This window comes from Nostoc sp. MS1, from assembly GCF_019976755.1.
Taxonomy (GTDB): Bacteria; Cyanobacteriota; Cyanobacteriia; order Cyanobacteriales; family Nostocaceae; genus Trichormus.
This window is the reverse complement of sequence record NZ_AP023441.1, coordinates 2,382,567-2,398,935: the sequence shown is the minus strand read 5'-3', so window position 1 is coordinate 2,398,935 and position 16,369 is coordinate 2,382,567. Positions and strand designations below refer to the sequence as shown.

12 protein-coding genes are annotated in these 16,369 nt (G+C 40.0%); 8 read left to right on the top strand and 4 right to left on the bottom strand.

Going from position 1 to position 16,369, the window contains the following annotated elements; translation table 11 throughout:
- Positions 1–579, bottom strand: coding sequence for a COP23 domain-containing protein (locus NSMS1_RS10405; RefSeq protein WP_224092971.1), 579 nt, complete (start codon positions 577–579; stop codon positions 1–3).
- Between the two features lie 1,088 nt (positions 580–1,667).
- Between NSMS1_RS10405 and NSMS1_RS10400 the strand changes: the two genes are divergently transcribed.
- The 4 genes from NSMS1_RS10400 (at position 1,668) to NSMS1_RS10385 (ending at position 9,951) form a co-directional block, all read left to right on the top strand.
- Positions 1,668–2,030, top strand: coding sequence for a four-helix bundle copper-binding protein (locus NSMS1_RS10400; RefSeq protein ID WP_224092969.1), 363 nt, complete (start codon positions 1,668–1,670; stop codon positions 2,028–2,030).
- A gap of 248 nt (positions 2,031–2,278) precedes the next feature.
- Entirely contained in the window at positions 2,279–3,076 is a 798-nt protein-coding gene (locus tag NSMS1_RS10395) for a hypothetical protein (RefSeq protein ID WP_224092967.1), read from the top strand.
- A gap of 525 nt (positions 3,077–3,601) precedes the next feature.
- Positions 3,602–8,953, top strand: a complete 5,352-nt coding sequence (locus tag NSMS1_RS10390) for a PAS domain S-box protein (protein WP_224092966.1) — start codon at positions 3,602–3,604, stop codon at positions 8,951–8,953.
- A complete protein-coding gene (locus tag NSMS1_RS10385; RefSeq protein ID WP_224092965.1) occupies positions 8,950–9,951 on the top strand; it encodes a PleD family two-component system response regulator in 1,002 nt (333 codons plus the stop codon). The genes NSMS1_RS10390 and NSMS1_RS10385 overlap by 4 nt, the downstream gene beginning before the upstream one ends.
- Before the next feature lie 24 nt (positions 9,952–9,975).
- Here NSMS1_RS10385 and NSMS1_RS10380 read toward each other — a convergent pair whose 3' ends face one another.
- Positions 9,976–10,962, bottom strand: coding sequence for a glycerate kinase (locus NSMS1_RS10380; protein ID WP_224092962.1), 987 nt, complete (start codon positions 10,960–10,962; stop codon positions 9,976–9,978).
- 29 nt (positions 10,963–10,991) lie between these two features.
- On the bottom strand, positions 10,992–11,324 hold the full coding sequence (locus tag NSMS1_RS10375; RefSeq protein ID WP_224092959.1) for a DUF565 domain-containing protein: 333 nt from the start codon (positions 11,322–11,324) through the stop codon (positions 10,992–10,994).
- 516 nt (positions 11,325–11,840) lie between these two features.
- Here NSMS1_RS10375 and NSMS1_RS10370 point away from each other — a divergent pair.
- The 4 genes from NSMS1_RS10370 (at position 11,841) to NSMS1_RS10355 (ending at position 16,151) form a co-directional block, all read left to right on the top strand.
- Positions 11,841–12,452 carry a hypothetical protein gene (locus NSMS1_RS10370; protein WP_224092957.1) on the top strand — a complete coding sequence of 204 codons (612 nt, stop codon included), beginning with the start codon at positions 11,841–11,843 and terminating at the stop codon, positions 12,450–12,452.
- Positions 12,453–12,605: 153 nt separating this feature from the next.
- Positions 12,606–14,522: an ArnT family glycosyltransferase gene (locus NSMS1_RS10365; protein WP_224092955.1), complete on the top strand. Its 1,917-nt coding sequence runs from the start codon at positions 12,606–12,608 to the stop codon at positions 14,520–14,522.
- A 526-nt stretch (positions 14,523–15,048) separates the two neighbouring features.
- Positions 15,049–15,930: an SMP-30/gluconolactonase/LRE family protein gene (locus NSMS1_RS10360; RefSeq protein WP_224092954.1), complete on the top strand. Its 882-nt coding sequence runs from the start codon at positions 15,049–15,051 to the stop codon at positions 15,928–15,930.
- Between the two features lie 14 nt (positions 15,931–15,944).
- Positions 15,945–16,151: a hypothetical protein gene (locus tag NSMS1_RS10355; RefSeq protein ID WP_224092952.1), complete on the top strand. Its 207-nt coding sequence runs from the start codon at positions 15,945–15,947 to the stop codon at positions 16,149–16,151.
- Positions 16,152–16,180: 29 nt separating this feature from the next.
- Here the strand turns inward: NSMS1_RS10355 and NSMS1_RS10350 are convergent, their stop codons facing one another.
- Entirely contained in the window at positions 16,181–16,369 is a 189-nt protein-coding gene (locus NSMS1_RS10350) for a type II toxin-antitoxin system HicB family antitoxin (RefSeq protein ID WP_224092951.1), read from the bottom strand.

Genomic DNA, 16,369 nt, shown 5'->3' with positions numbered 1-16,369 from the left:
TTATAGTTCCCTACCTGTAGTAGAAGGAGGTTGTTGTGTTGGTTGAGAATTGTTAGGAGAAACAACTGGAGTTGTATTACTATCCAAGCGACTGCTGACATCAATGTAAGGAATTTCACCACTTTCATAAAGTGAAGGTGTTCCTGCTTGACCTTCACGCCAAGCTAAAAGGTTTACCAGTGTTTTTACTGCGTCTTGTCCAGGTTTGAGGGTGAAAATGAGTCCTTCACAACGACCATTTACTTGACTGGCGGTGCAAACTACTCTCTGGCGATTGATGATACCTACAGTGATAAATCTTAAGCTCTTTTGCTGGCGGTAAGTTTCTAACCGACCACTGACTTCTCGACATCTGTCAACAGAGTTGTAACCACTTTTTCTAAAGAACTCAGAAGTCCAGCGAATCCAGGGTTCTAGACCACCACTAGCATTGCGGTACACTGTGACTGGTTGACCTGTGGAAGTGTCACAATAAAAACCTTTTGTATAATCTGCCCTGCTTGGTTGTTGTAGAGTTGCTAATGCACTGATCGCGATCGCGCTGCTTGTGAGAATAGTTGTCAATCCTGAGTGCTTCATAATAGTCCTTTGCTTTTAATAGTGAAAACTACTTAATTCAAGTAGATATAAGATACCACTTTACTTTTTCCGATTCCGTAAATATTAGTTAAATACGTAGATGATGTAAAACTAGTAGTGTATTAAACATCAATTATCAAGATTTACCAGTAACCCGTGGATGAAGTTCATCAGCAAACGAATCGCTTTGATGGGTTTGCCATTCCCATATGATATGCCTGCAAATTTAGCTGATAATCGTTCGTATAGATATACCCCAATACGGTTCGGATAAGCATTTTGAACTAATAATTGGTTTAGGGAAAAGGTTAAAGGGTAAGGGTTAAAGGTTTTTTCTTCCCTTTTCCCCTTCGCCTTTCCCCTTTAACCGAACCGTATTGAGATATACCCTTACATCGAGCTACCATTCTCTGGAATGGCGAAGAAAAAGTAGTGCGTGTCTTAGCGACAGGAAGACGGCCTCTGTTGGGAACTGCTTTATTGAATGGGTATGAATTGACTATCCAGTTGATGGAAGGTGGTTTGGGAAGAATTGATGAGCTATAGATTAAGTGATCTGAAAATATTGGATATATCAGGCGATCGCACCATATCATAAGGCGCTTTTATAATATTATTCAAACGAATATATCGCTAACTTAGCAACTATTAGTAACCTTAAAGCTGGCTTTTAATTAACTTTTTTAAAATTATATTTCCCAACATCTAGCCCAAGTCTGATATCTCTTAAACAAAGTTTATTTTTATTTAACGTAATAAATCTTTAAGAATAATTTTGTCAAAAAAATATGACTTTGCTTTGAGGAATATTTAGCTTTAATGTCCCTTATTGGCAGTAAATTATCTTGGCTTATATAAAGCCTACTTTACTTTCGGTGTTTGAAAGCTGTAGTTGGTAAGATTTTCTAGGAAAATACCCCTAAATAACTGTAGATTAGAACTGAAAAGCCAGTAATTCTATCGGGTAAGTCGGCTTATAAATTCCATAAAATTAAGCAGTATTGACTCCTTAAAAGGATAGGATTAATGTTGTAGGTAAGCCTTGATAAAGGGCAACTAACACATCAATAAATCACGAGGTATTTCCTATGATGATGATGATGACTGAAATGATGACTGCCGAAATGCAAGCCTGCATGAAAGCTTGTATGGACTGTCATAAAATGTGTATGGAAACCATGACTTACTGCATGAGCAAAGGCGGTATGCACATGGATATGGGCATGATGAGCATGATGCGTGATTGTTCAGAAATGTGCATGATGTGTATGAATATGATGATGGGCGGTTCCGAATTTATGGGACGCACTTGTATGCTTTGCGCGGAAATGTGCGATCGCTGTGCCATGATGTGCGAACAAATGAGCGATGATCAAATGATGATGGATTGTGCAATGGCTTGCCGCAAATGTGCAGAAGCTTGCAGATCCATGCAAATGATGCCTGCTTAATTCCATAACTTAGCAGAATTTTATCTGCAACCTAACATTCAAGCGCTCAGGCTGTTTAGTCTGGGCGCTTGAAGTTTAAAGGGAGGGAGTGGGAGAGATGAGGGAGATGAGGGAGATGAGGAAGAAGGTAAGAGTGTTGTTTAAATAGCCACGACAATGAGCAATTCAGGTTAAATTCGTAATTACGAATTACGTAGGCGCAAGCCTTGTTGCAGACGATTACGAATTACGAATTACGAATTATGTAGATGAAACACTTAAAATCCCGTTCTCAAGACTTGCGGGGGTTATTTGAGAACAATATCACAATTGAATATGTGGCAGAACCTCTAAAAGCTGTACCAGCAGAGGCTGAAGTGACAGAGGTGTTAGGCTGGATGCGATCGCAAGATTTCGATGTAGTTGGTGTAGAAACGGGAGAGACTATCACTGGCTACGTTGAACGCTCTAGTTTAATGCAGGCTAAATCTGGTAAGTGCGGTGACTATCAGCGTGTGTTTCATCCCAAGGAACTGATTGCAATTTCCACACCGTTAATGAAGTTGCTACCCGTTTTACAACGAAATCCACGTTTATTTGTCCTCGACTGTAATCAAGTAAGTGGCATTATTACTTGTGGTGACTTGCAGAAAGCACCTGTGAGGATGCTGCTATTTGGTTTAGTGACTTTGCTGGAAATGAACCTACTTAGGTTGGTACGACTTTATTATCCCCAAGATTCTTGGCAGAATTTTCTGAAATCTGAGCGTTTAGAAGCTGCACAACGGCTATGGAAAGAAAGTCAAGAAAGAAACGAAGCCACAGATTTATTAGATTACCTCCAGTTTTGTGACAAGCGAGAGTTAGTATTACATCAACCACAACTTCTAGAACAACTAGAACTCAAATCAAAACGTTCTGGTGAACGCTTCTTAAAATCAGCTGAACAATTACGCAACAGATTAGCACACGCCCAAAGTTTAGTTAGTGGTTCTTCTTGGAGCGATTTAATTTCTTTAGCAGAGGCGATGGAAAAGTTATTGATTCGCTGCGAAGAAATAGAATAGTTGAGTTTGTAGTAATGATTTAGTCCTTTTTTCAGGGCTAAATCATTACTACAAACTTTGACTATAAAATAAATTCAGTTGTTATTATATATGACTCATACTTGATTTTTGGTGGTTTTTAGTATGTTATTTGCTGCATGTTAATTGTATATTTGTTAGATAAGATTTAATCACAATTATTTAAATATTAAAGTTAAATAAAATTTGATTGTGAATATACACAATATAAATTACTATTTTTTTACAATTTTTTTAGATTTTTGTAGAAAACATTGGAGTTGTCCAAAATTTAGTGCTTAAAGAAGTTTATAAAAATAATACAAGTAAATATTCTGTTGCTTTTGGTATTTGTCTTGACATACAACTAAAAAGTTAGTAATTAGTAATGGCGCTGATGTCTCAGCGATGGAGGGGCAATAAGTGAATAGGCAGCATAAATATCACCGATGTTATTCAGTGAAGTTATTTAGTGAACGAAAGTTGCTGCCGTTCTTAATTGGTATAATAATTCTTTGTATAGTGTTGATGCTGTGGCTGAGACTGAAAGCCGAAGAGCAAATCAATATTCAACAACTGATTCAACAACAAGCGATCGCCACAAAAACTGAAGTATTAACACAACTTAATACTCGTGTTTTGTCACTGGAACATCTAGCACGACATTGGGAAAGGCACAACAGTCCGTCACAAACACATTGGGGAATAGAAGCAAGCTCCTATCTAAGCGATGATCAAGGATATAAATCACTCCAATTGCTTGACTCATCATGGCAGGTATTGCAAGCTGTCTCTTTCGCTCAAGAAGAAGCATCACTAAAACAGTCAATTTCCATTGCACCACAAAACAAGCACGAAACTACAGTAGTCCAAATAGTTAACCCCGTCCAAAACAAGCAGGAATTATTAATTTGTGTACCCATCAAGAAAAGAAATAAATTTAGTGGTGCAATCTTAGGGGTTTTTCCCATTCAACCATTCTTTAATTCATCTCTACACAAACCGCCAGGGTACACAATTAGGATATTTGATAACAAAGAACTGATTTATAGCCAAGATACACAATTATCAATACAGTCATCTTGGCGACAAGAGGTTAATATTGATTTTTACGGAATTAATTGGCAATTACAGATTTCCCCTACTCCACAACTATTGGAGAATCTATTCTCACCACTACCCACATTTGTATTGATAGGTGGCACGATTAATGCTGGGGTCATCATTTTATTAATTTATTTTGCTCAAGCTTCTAGACTCAACAATCTTGAAATTGGCAGAATTAACCGAGAACTAGCTAACACAATCGAACAACAAACTCACACAGAAATCGCCTTGCGCAATAGCGAAACCCGTCTGCGAGAGTTACTCGAAACAGTCAAAGTCATCCCTTGGGAATTAGACTTAAAAACTTGGCGTTTTATCTATGTAGGTCCCCAAGCAGAAACTATTTTGGCCTATCCTGTAGCCGAATGGTACAAACAAGACTTTTGGATTAATCATCTGCATCCCGATGATCGAGATTGGGCAGTAAACTTTTGTCGGGAAGCTACCAATACAGGAGAAAACCTCGAATTTGAATATAGAATGTTGGCCGCAGATGGCAGAGTTGTATGGCTGCGCGACATTGTGAATGTAGTCCAGGTTGATGGAACTCCTGTGATGTTGCGCGGGTTTATGTTTGATATTACCGACCTCAAGCTAGTGGAAGAAACTTTGAGGCTGCGGGAGCGGGCGTTAGCTGCTATTAGTAGTGGGGTAATCATTGCTGATGCTAAACTCCCCAATTACCCAGTGATTTATGTTAACTCTGCCTTTGAGAAAATTACAGGCTATAAAGCAAAAGAGGTGATTGGACGCAACTGTCGTTTTTTACAAGGGGAAGATGTCGAACAAAGTGCGATCGCCGAAATCAAATCAGCATTAGAAACAGGTAAAGATTGTCAAGTAATTCTGCGGAATTATCGCAAAGATGGCAGTTTGTTTTGGAATCAATTAAGTATCTCTCCCATATATGAAGAAAATGGCAACGTCACCCATTTTATTGGTATTCAAACCGATATTAGCGAACAGCAAGCTGCGCTACGCGAACGCCAGCAAGCAGAACTGGCACTGAGGCGGCAAGCCCTCACCTTTGAGAATATGTATGATGGTGTGATTATTACTGACTTGCAAAGACAAATTCTAGACTGGAATCCTGCTGCCGAGCGGATGTTTGGTTATAGTAAAGCAGACGTTCTCGGACAAACTCCTAGTTTTTTGAATAAATCGGCACAAACAGCCAAATTGAATGCCACAGCGATCGCAGATATGATCAAACAAGGGCGTTGGTCAGGCGAAAATAACTTTGTTCGCAAAGACGGTAGTGAAGGTATTTGTGAGACAACTATAGTAGTTGTACAAGATGAAGCAGGGCAATCCGTGGCAATGATTAGCGTCAATCGTGACATCACCGAACACAAACACGCTGAATTATTGCTCAGGCGTAGCGAAGAACGTTTTCAAGCATTCATGAATCATAGTCCTACACCAGCTTGGATTACAGATGCGAACGGCACAATTATTTATGTTAGTGAAACTTACCTACTTACTTTTCAAATACCGACGAGAGAATTAATTGGCAAAAATATTTTTGATATTTATGAACAAGAATTTGCCCAAACATTCCTCGAAACCATCCAAACGGTTGCTCGTACTAACCAAGTGATTGACGTTGTAGAACAGATCCCCTGTGCTGATGGTACAGTGCGAGATTTTTTAGTTTATAAATTTCCCATAGCCAGTAAACCAGAGGAATCCCTCATTGGCGGGATTGCGGTTGATATTACCGAACATAAACAAGCAGAAACTGCCTTGAGAAAAAGTGAAGAACGTTGGCAATTAGTTATTGAAGGTAATCAAGACGCTATTTGGGATTGGGACATTACCACTGATGAAACTTTTCGCTCTGCACGGTGGGCGGAACTAGTTAAAGAAGTAAACTATCATCCCATTGCTGATCATCAAGATTGCATTAGCCGCATTCATCCCGATGATTTGGAACGAGTTATGGCGGTTAAGCAAGATTGTCTTGAGGGTAAAATTCCAAGTTATGTAGTGGAATATCGTTTGCGTTGCAACGATGGTAGTTATAAGTGGGTATTGGTACATGCGATCGCCCAACGTGATCAGCAGGGTAATCCGGTGCGGATGGTTGGCTCAATCAAAGATATTACCGAACGAGTACAAGCGCAAGAAGCCTTACAGCAACAATTACACCGCACTCTATTATTAGAACAAATTACCCAAAAGATTCGTCAAAGCCTAGATAGTCAGGAAATTTTTGAAACTGCTGCGACACAAATTGGACAAGCCTTTGCAGTTGATCGCTGTCTAATACATTCTTATATTACTCATCCCGAATCACGTATTCCTATAGTTGCCCAATATCGTCATGCTGCTGATTGTTCAATGCAGAAATGGGACTTTTCCACGGTTGAAGATAGCCACATTCTACAGTTAATGTCCCAAGATCAAGCGATCGCTTATACCTCTGGTGATGTTCGCAGCGATTCTTCACTGCAATTAGTAGTCCCTAGCTGTTGTCAAATCAGTGTAAAATCTATACTTGCCGTCCGCACTTCTTACCAAGGAGAACCAAATGGAGCTATTTGTCTCCATCAGTGTGACCATTTTCGCCAGTGGACGACTGAGGAAATTGCTTTACTAGAAGCAGTCGCCGCTCAATTAGGTATAGCCTTAGCCCAAGCCCAGTTATTAGAACAAGAAACCAAACAACGAGAAGAACTCACCCTGAAGAATTTTGCCTTAGAGCAGGCTAAACGTGCCGCAGAAACAGCTAATCGGGCAAAAAGTGAATTTCTGGCCATGATGAGCCATGAAATCCGTACCCCCATGAACGCTGTTATCGGCATGACGGAACTACTATTAGAAACTGACTTGACATCGCAACAGCGTGACTTTGTAGAAACAGTTCTGACGAGTAGTGATGCTTTGTTGAGTATTATTAATGACATTCTAGATTTTTCTAAAATTGAATCTGGTAAGTTAGAACTAGAACAAGAACCTTTCGAGGTGAGAACTTGTATAGAACAAGTTATTGACCTTTTAGCCGCTAAAGCAGCCCAAAAAGATATTGAACTAGCTTACTTAATCCATCCCCAAGTGCCTTCCCAAATTATTGGCGATGTCACTCGTCTACGGCAAATACTGACAAATCTGATTAATAATGCTATTAAATTTACCCACGAAGGAGAAGTTGTTATCTCAGTGCGTAGCCAGTCATCGCCTAGCCAAAATGCCAAAAACTGCTGCGAACTCCTCTTTACCATCAAAGATACAGGTATTGGGATTGCCCCGGAGGTAATGGAAAGGTTATTTCAACCATTTGTTCAAGCTGATGCTTCCATGACTCGCAAATATGGCGGAACTGGTTTAGGGCTGGTGATTAGCAAAAGATTAGGCGAGATGATGAGGGGTCATCTTTGGGTAGAAAGTCGGGGCTGTGTGGGTGGAAATCCTCCCTCTGATTGGCAAGTTAGAAACCCAGATTCATCTACTTCTACGGGTTCTACCTTTTATTTTTCTATGACTGTGCCAGTGGTTGCCTATTCAGGCTTAGAAACTGCCATGAGTTCTCCAGTACAGCTAATCGGTAAGCGGTTGTTAATTGTGGATGATCATCCTGCTAGTCTCCAGATTTTGAAATTACAAGCCGAACTTTGGCAGATGGAAACATATACTGTCCGCTCCGGTGCTGAAGCTTTAGCTGTAATTGATCAAGGAATGCCTTTTGATGTTGCCATTTTAGATATGCGCAGCCCAGAAATAGATGGTCTTTCCCTAGTACGTCAAATTCGTCAGCGTCCTCATGATCAATACCTACCCGTGGTAATTGTTAGCTCTTGGGGTCAACCAAATACTAATGTCAGTGATATTGAATTTGCTGCTTGTTTGAGTAAACCCATTAAACAGTCCCAACTCTACAATGTTTTGATATCTACTCTAAACAATCAACTAATTCGCACTAACAGCCAGTCGGTTGATACTCTCAACATCGATTCATCATTGGCAGAACAAAGACCTTTAAGAATTTTGTTAGCTGAAGATATAGTGATAAATCAAAAAGTCGCCCTACTCATGCTGAAAAAATTAGGTTATCGAGCAGATGTGGTGGCTAATGGATTAAAAGTATTAGAAGCTTTGCAGCATCAAGCCTATGATGTGGTATTGATGGATGTGAATATGCCAGAAATGGATGGATTGAGAGCCAGCCAAATCATTTCGCAAAATTGGAGTTCTGGTTCTCGTCCATATATTATTGCCATGACAGCTAATGCCATGAGGGGCGATCGCCAAGCTTGTTTAGCGGCTGGTATGGATGACTACCTCAGCAAACCCCTACAAATGGAAGAGTTAGCCAAAGCACTCAGAAAATGCCACCATTTAAGTATTGATATAGAAAAAACACATTCAACAATTAGTAGCCAAACTCAATCAATTACGGAGCTTCATGATTTAAAATTTGCCACAATGGATGCAAATGTTTTACAAGCATTACGGGATATGTTAGGAGAGAATCAGGTAGCATTTGCTGAATTAATCAATTGTTATCTTACTGAATCTCCTAAACTAATCGGGGAGATAGATATAGCGATCGCATCTAATGATGCTCAGGCTCTATGGAAAACAGCACACAAGCTGAAATCTAGCAGTGGATCGGTTGGAGCAGTTTTTTTAACACAACTGTGTAAACAGCTAGAAACCAGAGGACGCAGTAGCAATTTAAGCGGTTGCGTGGAACTAGGCTCACAATTACGTCAAGAGTATGAACTAGTTCAAATAGCTCTGCACAGAGAAATTAACAAGGAGAAATCATGAACACGGTGGTTCCACAAGACCAATCCCTAGTCCTCATTGTTGATGATGAACCATTCATCCGAGCGCAGCTACGCCTATCTCTACAACGTGAAGGCTATCAGACAGTAGAGGCGGAAAATGGTAGAGAGGCTTTAAATATTTTCCAAGAGCGGCAACCTGATATTGTCCTACTGGATGCAATCATGCCCGATCTCGATGGCTTTGAGTGTTGTACTTATTTGCAATCACTAGATAATGGTAAATATACTCCAGTTTTAATGATTACGGGATTAGAGGATCAAGAATCAGTTGACCGTGCATTTGAGGTGGGAGCCATTGATTATGTAACTAAACCGATTCATTGGCCGGTTTTGCGTCAAAGAGTCAAACGACTAATTCAGCAATCTCATCTCCAACAAAAGCTAGAAGCTGCTAACCTAGAATTGCAAAGGTTGGTAGCAATTGATGAGTTAACTCAAGTAGCCAATCGCCGCAGATTTGAAGAATATTGCGCTCAAGAATGGCAACGCATGGCGCGAAATCAACTACCGTTATCGCTGATTCTTTGCGATGTCGATTTTTTCAAAGCTTACAACGATACTTATGGGCATCGAGCAGGCGATCGCTGTTTACAATTAGTAGCCAAAACTATCCAAGAAACTGTTAATCGTCCTGGTGATGTTGTCGCTCGTTATGGCGGTGAAGAATTTGCCGTGATTCTACCAACAACGTATGCGGACGGAGCGATTCATTTAGCAACTAGAATCTGCACGGCTGTACGAGAACTTGCAATTCCCCATATAACTTCTCAAGCTCACACTTGTGTCACAGTTAGTGCTGGCGTAGCAACAGAAATTCCTGTGCCGAACTCTGATTTTCAAGAAATCATTGACGCAGCTGATCGCGCATTATACCAAGCCAAAACCAAAGGACGCGATCGCTGTCAACAATACATTAAACAAATATCATCTCCTGTTTACATTTTAAATTCAGGGAACAGGGGAGAGGTTAGAACATGAAAAATCTATTTCCTTAATCACGAATTACGGCTGATAGACTTTCCCAAATGAATGATCAGGGTGAACCTCTATAACTAAATCTACAATTTCTGCTGATTGAGACAAAGGTTTAATAAATAATTCTGGATGTAGCGATCGCCAAAAGTAATTGACAAAATCTTCTATTTGTGCATCTGTCATACCTGATTTACCAGCAGCAATCATTTTTTGTTCGGCTTGTTTGCGCCATGCCAAAGAACAACGGTAATCAATCGGATATAACAAAATTAAACTGTCTAATTTCTCCCACAATGGTAAATATTTAGTTAGCTGATGATTCATATCACGAGCAAAGGTTTTATCTGCATCAGTGACAATTGGCGGTGGGGCGCAATCAAATAAGTCAGGATTAATTGGGCGCACACCAACAAACCATCCTTCAAAAATGACAATATCGACTCCGGTGATGATATCTGGGTTAGTGCGATCGCCTGCACCCGCATGTGCAGATTTATCAAAGCGGGGAACAGTTATCGGGCTTTTTCCTTGGCGGATTTGTTCGAGTACATCTAAGCCTAAGTCAATATCATGGGTTCCTGGTGGGCCACGCCAAATTAAGCGGGGATCATGTTCTAATAAGGCTAGGCGATCGCTATAGGTTTTATACAAATCGTCTAAAGATAAACTTAAGGTACGGTATCCCAACTGCTGGAGAATTAACTCAATCACCAGGGACATTGTAGTTTTCCCCGTTCCTTGACTACCTAAAATTCCTTGAATGAAGGGACGTTTTAATTGTTGACGTTGTGCAGCTATTTTCATGCCCAGTGGTAGCCACAAATCCCACAATACGGGTAACATTTGTTCTGGGGCAATATGCAGGCTTGTTTGGCAGAACTGATTAAAAGCAGGTAGCACTGCTTGTAAAAGATGCGATCGCTCTTGCATCTTTTCCTCTACATTTGCCGATGTGATCCCGAAGGTTTTAGCCCTTAAGGTATCCGCTAACGCTTCCTGTTGCCTAAATTCCATGACTGCGCGGTACTCCTACTCGCTCACTCTTAAGATCCCAGTTTAAAGGCTTCAATAAACAAGCTGTATGTGAAACCTACTTTAAGAATGTTGAGTGCTTCTACTAAGAGCGATCGGCTAGCGAAAAAATTTCGATTGTAAAATATTCTACTAGTAATTTCTGTTAAAAATACTAAGAAGGCAGCTATGACAATATCTAGTTCAGCCCTTTGACCTGCTGTGGTAGAAACTGCTGTACCTAGAAAAAATCCGAACAGAAAACTAAGTAATAGTAGGGACAATCGCCGCCAAGGATTGAGAAACAATTGCCCCAACTGCCTAGCAATAGCATCAAATAAATTGTTAAGTCGAGTATTTTGCATCGATCAGGCTTCTGGAATGATTGGCAGTCCGAAAAATAGTTTCCATCTAGTATAAAATATCGGAATACCCACAAAGAACTTGATCTTTGATATATTACTAGCCATACAGACAAAGATAACTAAAGACAGAATATTAACAAATGTAAATATTCTACTGTTGCTCAAAATTGTGTTTTAAAGCATGAGCCATTGTGTCTCAAATTACTTAAACTCAAAAAAATACCGAAATAGTTCTCTGTGTAAATATATTTTTTATGTATTTTAAATTACTTGTATTCTATAAATTTTATACAATGCTTATGTTATAAGCTCAATTTCTCAGCATTCGTTCAGATCATGAGCTAAGTGATTATTCATGCTGGCTATTTTTGCGAAAAATGATATATACGCTACATTCCTCAACCAATATCTACAGAAATCCATACCCCAGAAATACGTAATTTTCTTTGATTATCTATAGTAAGAATAGGCTAGTATTTGGACAAGCCTACAAAAATAATTATTTCTAATATCAATATGAAAGCTTCAGTCTATCGTCACGCAGCCGTGACAGTGTGTGCCTTGGGTCTGCTGGGGCTACTAGCAGGTTGTTGGGGAATGACACTATCATTTGAAACTACAAATTCAAATACACCCTCAGATATATCTAGTGATACTCCCAAATCCGAAAGTAATTCGACACTAACAACTAACTCTACTGAAGTTACTAATACAACACCAATAATTACAGACTCAATAGTACGTAAAGAGAACCAAACAAATTCTATCCTCGCCGCACGTCAGGCTTTAGCCGATAAAGGCAGACTTCCCGGAAAATTGCGGATGAGCAATCAAACCAATCAACCTGTGCGCTTGGCATTACTAGCTAGACAAGTAGGTAATAAAGGTTTAAGTGATAAACAGGCGGAAATTCCGGCACATTGGGATTTTGATCCCCAAGAAGGGAGTACAAAAGGCTTAGTTCTCTCCCTGCCAATTGGCAACCTGAAACTAGAAAAAGGGGATGTTTTAGTAGCCTTTGCCCAAGATGGTTCCCGGCGCTATTGGGGGCCTTATGTCGTTGGTGAGACATCTCAACCTACGTGGAACTCACAAAGTCAAGAGTGGGTGTTAGTCATTAGTCCGTAGTCAACAGTAAAAAAGTACAAATACTCAAGAACAAAACATAGCCCTGTAACGACTTATGATTAGTGCAACATATAAAAAGTTAGTAGTTCGCAGTCACAGAAGCAATAACTCTTGACTGATGACTATTGACCAATGACTAATGACTATTGACAAATGAGGTTAAACTTGAGCGTTCCTAACGCTGTTGAGCGGTGGTTCAATAATATAGCAAAACGTCCAGCCCTTGCTGTGACTGTCTCAATTCTGTGGTTAATTCTAATTGGTTGGATAGGCTATGGATGGCATTTGGGCAGTATTGGCTTGGTTGACGAAACAGAGCCACTATTTGCGGAAGCTTCCCGGCAAATGCTATTGACGGGTGATTGGATCACGCCATATTTTAACGGACAGACTCGTTTTGATAAGCCAGCTTTACTTTATTGGTGTCAAGCGATCGCCTATGCTGTGTTTGGTGTGAACGAATGGGCCGTGCGGCTTCCTTCAGCCTTAGCAGCCGTAGGACTGGTAGCATTAGGTTTTTACACTGTACAGTGGTCTTTAGCCAAAAAAGATGAGTTGGAACAAGTGACGCTCCCAACTCGCCGCTACTTAACAGCTGCTGTAGCCGCAGGTGTCATGGCGCTCAATCCTCAAATGATTGTTTGGGGAAGAACTGGTGTTTCCGATATGTTGCTGACTGGCTGCATGGCCTGTGCCTTGTTATGTTTTTTCTTGGGATACGCAACAGATGGGCAGGAGGCAGGAGGCAGAAGGCAGGAGGCAGGAGGCAGCAGTGAATTATCCTCTTCCTCCACTCCCTCATCTCCCCCCACTCCCCACTCCCTACTCCCCAATAACTGGTACTTGGCTTGTTACGTATTAACGGCTGGGGCAATTTTGACTAAGGGGCCGGTGGGTATTGTTTTACCGGGGATCATCATTTTGGCGTTCTTGCTGTATTTGGGGCAGTTGCGAACAGTGCTGCGAGAGATGCGCCTATTTTTGGGGATCATAATTATCTTGGGTTTATCTATTCCCTGGTATGCGCTGGTAATTTGGCGTAATGGTGAAAGTTATATTAATTCTTTTTTCGGATATCACAATGTGGAGCGTTTTACAGAGGTCGTTAATGGTCACTCAGCTCCTTGGTATTTTTATTTTGTGATAGTATTACTGCTTTTCGCCCCATACTCAATCTACTTGCCTTTAGCAATTTTCAGATTGAAGTTCTGGCAGCGATCGCACTGGCGCAATCAAGCACGCTCTCAACAGTTGGGTTTATTTGCCTGTATTTGGTTTATTAGTGTCTTTAGTTTTTTTACAATTGCCGTTACCAAGCTACCAAGCTATGTCTTACCTTTAATCCCAGCCGCCGCTATTTTAGTTGCATTTTTGTGGAGTGATTTGTTTCCTGGTAGTGAACAAACAAGCAAAATATCTATTACTTATCCATCTTCTCTTTTACAGGTTAGTAGTTGGGTAAATGTCATATTTTTAAGCGCATTAGCAGTGGCATCATTTCACATTTATAACTTGCTGGGTTATGATGAAGCTGCACCAGACTTCCGGCAAAATTTACAGGATGTTGGTTTATCTACTATCTCTGGTTGGCTTTGGCTAGTAGCAGCAATTTCTATTGCCTTTTTAATTTTACGTCGTTACTGGCATTCCATTGTCGGTGTTAACTTGTTGGCATTTGTGGTATTTCTGATTTTTGTGACTATGCCAGCTATGTTTTTAATGGATCAAGAGCGTCAACTACCATTAAGGCAATTATCTTCCGTTATCGACCAAGTAAAACAACCAACAGAAGAAGTCATGATGGTTGGTTTCAAAAAGCCAACTGTAGTTTTTTATAGCCACAAAAATATCAATTTTATCCCTTCAACTGAAAAAGGCTTAGAACATATTCACAATGTAGCGAATCAAGAAGTTAAGCCATCTTCACTGTTAATGGTGACTAACAAGAAAAACTTTTTCAAAATGGATTTATCACCAGATAATTACGAAAATATAGATATTAAAGGTGCTTACCAATTGACTCGGATTAATTTCAAAAAGATGAAGCAAGAAAAGGTGAAGCTCTCTTAAATCAAAGTTTTTATTTCATTTTTAGGGACACACATCTGTGTATCCCTATGACTCAATCTTCTTAGGTGAGCCGAACCTTTCACTCTGGTAAAATATAAGATTAGTGATGTTCCCGCGATATTACTATTTACCAGAGATTTTACGTATAAATTGCAGTCATGTTTTCGTAAAATTTTTGACTTTGGAAGATGAGATGGATCAAATACGGATAAATATCAAAAGTAATAATTTAAAACTTTTGGCTCAGATGATGCTCAAACACCTGCGGAACCTACACCTGGAGTAAATGTAGAAGTTGGTAGTGATGGCGGTCTTAGCACATCAATAGAATTACAAAATAGTTTAAATGAAGCGATCGCTAATATATTAAGCGAAACTTCAGCACTTAATGACCCAGCTAATAGCCTTGTCAGTTTGTTGCAGAGAGATATATGCAGTACAAGCTGATCAAAAAATCCAAGAAGATATCGTCAATTTAAGAGTCCCTACAAAAGCAGCGCAATCATCAAAGGATTATTTTTGAAATATGCAGAGTGACTATCAATTCAAAAATGTGTTGTTTGCTCGCGCTCGTTTAGGAGAAGGGCCGATATGGGACTCGACTCATCAATGGTTGTATTGGGTTGATATTTATAATCATCATGTAAACAGATTTAATCCTGTGGCTGGGGAGACTTTACATTTTGATGTAGGAGATGTTGTTGGTGCGATCGCTCTGGCTGGAACAAATCGCTTGATTATGGCGCAGCGTCATGGTTTGACGTTTCTCAATTTAGATAATGGTGAGGTCATACCGATTATCCAGATTGAAGCCGATAAGCCAAATAATCGTTTTAACGATGGGAAATGCGATCACCAAGGACGTTTTTGGTTCGGTTCTTTGTCTCTTGGTAAACCTGAAGCTAACCTTTATCGTTACGATCCCGACGGTTCTTTGCACCTGATGGAAACGGGATTGACGATTTCTAACGGCTTAGGCTGGAGTCCTGATCAACAGACATTTTACTTAACTGATTCTCCACAGCAAAAAATTTATGCTTATAACTTTGATGCCGTGACGGGTAAAATTAGCGATCGCCGCATATTTGTAGATTTAACCGGTGAATCTTTTTATCCTGATGGGATGGCGATAGATAGTCAGGGTAATATTTGGTCAGCCATGTGGGATGGCTGGTGTGTGATTTGCTTTAACCATGAAGGTAAGGAAATATCGCGTATAAAGCTACCAGTGCAGCGTCCCACTAGTTGCACTTTTGGCGGTGAGGATTTGCGGACGTTGTATATTACAAGTGCTTCGGTGGGGTTGAGTGAGGAGGAGATTGAAAAAAGTTTCTACTCTGGTGACTTATTTGCGGTTGAGACTAATACGATTGGATTACCCAGCTATAGTTTTAATTCAATTGTTTAAGTCTATCTACTTTCATGAAACGCCAACTGGGATGGAAATGGTTAGTTTTAGCGATCGCACTTTTGTTAGTTAGTATCATTCCTGTAAGGATTGCGATCGCCTGTAGTGAACAGAACACCATCGCTTTTAAACAAACTCAAATTATCAATTACGACACATTACGAACTTGTACTGAGCGTAGTCGAAGTATTACAAATTTAGTCTTACACCCTATACCCTAACATCTAAGTATTTATAAAATTTTAAGTCGTTAACTTGCAACGAAGGAAAAGTTATCGGTAAGAGGTTCTGGTAGCCGTTTTTCTTGTGCTTGATAATCCTCAATCAAAAGTTCCAAGACCTCCTCACCATTTTTCAACGCATCAGTATAAGTGTCACCATGAGTATGTGCGTATGAGCCAAATTCAGGTAAGCTAACAATATATTTGTGGTCTTCCAA

What these genes read in the sequence shown, in the direction of transcription:
- NSMS1_RS10395 (WP_224092967.1), top strand. Translation starts at nt 2,279, where the DNA reads ATGAAACACTTAAAATCCCGTTCTCAAGACTTGCGGGGGTTATTTGAG.
- NSMS1_RS10400 (WP_224092969.1), top strand. Translation starts at nt 1,668, where the DNA reads ATGATGATGATGATGACTGAAATGATGACTGCCGAAATGCAAGCCTGC.
- NSMS1_RS10405 (WP_224092971.1), bottom strand. Translation starts at nt 579, where the DNA reads ATGAAGCACTCAGGATTGACAACTATTCTCACAAGCAGCGCGATCGCG.
- NSMS1_RS10390 (WP_224092966.1), top strand. Translation starts at nt 3,602, where the DNA reads ATGCTGTGGCTGAGACTGAAAGCCGAAGAGCAAATCAATATTCAACAA.
- NSMS1_RS10360 (WP_224092954.1), top strand. Translation starts at nt 15,049, where the DNA reads ATGCAGAGTGACTATCAATTCAAAAATGTGTTGTTTGCTCGCGCTCGT.
- NSMS1_RS10380 (WP_224092962.1), bottom strand. Translation starts at nt 10,962, where the DNA reads ATGGAATTTAGGCAACAGGAAGCGTTAGCGGATACCTTAAGGGCTAAA.
- NSMS1_RS10385 (WP_224092965.1), top strand. Translation starts at nt 8,950, where the DNA reads ATGAACACGGTGGTTCCACAAGACCAATCCCTAGTCCTCATTGTTGAT.
- NSMS1_RS10365 (WP_224092955.1), top strand. Translation starts at nt 12,606, where the DNA reads ATGAGGTTAAACTTGAGCGTTCCTAACGCTGTTGAGCGGTGGTTCAAT.
- NSMS1_RS10355 (WP_224092952.1), top strand. Translation starts at nt 15,945, where the DNA reads ATGAAACGCCAACTGGGATGGAAATGGTTAGTTTTAGCGATCGCACTT.
- NSMS1_RS10370 (WP_224092957.1), top strand. Translation starts at nt 11,841, where the DNA reads ATGAAAGCTTCAGTCTATCGTCACGCAGCCGTGACAGTGTGTGCCTTG.
- NSMS1_RS10375 (WP_224092959.1), bottom strand. Translation starts at nt 11,324, where the DNA reads ATGCAAAATACTCGACTTAACAATTTATTTGATGCTATTGCTAGGCAG.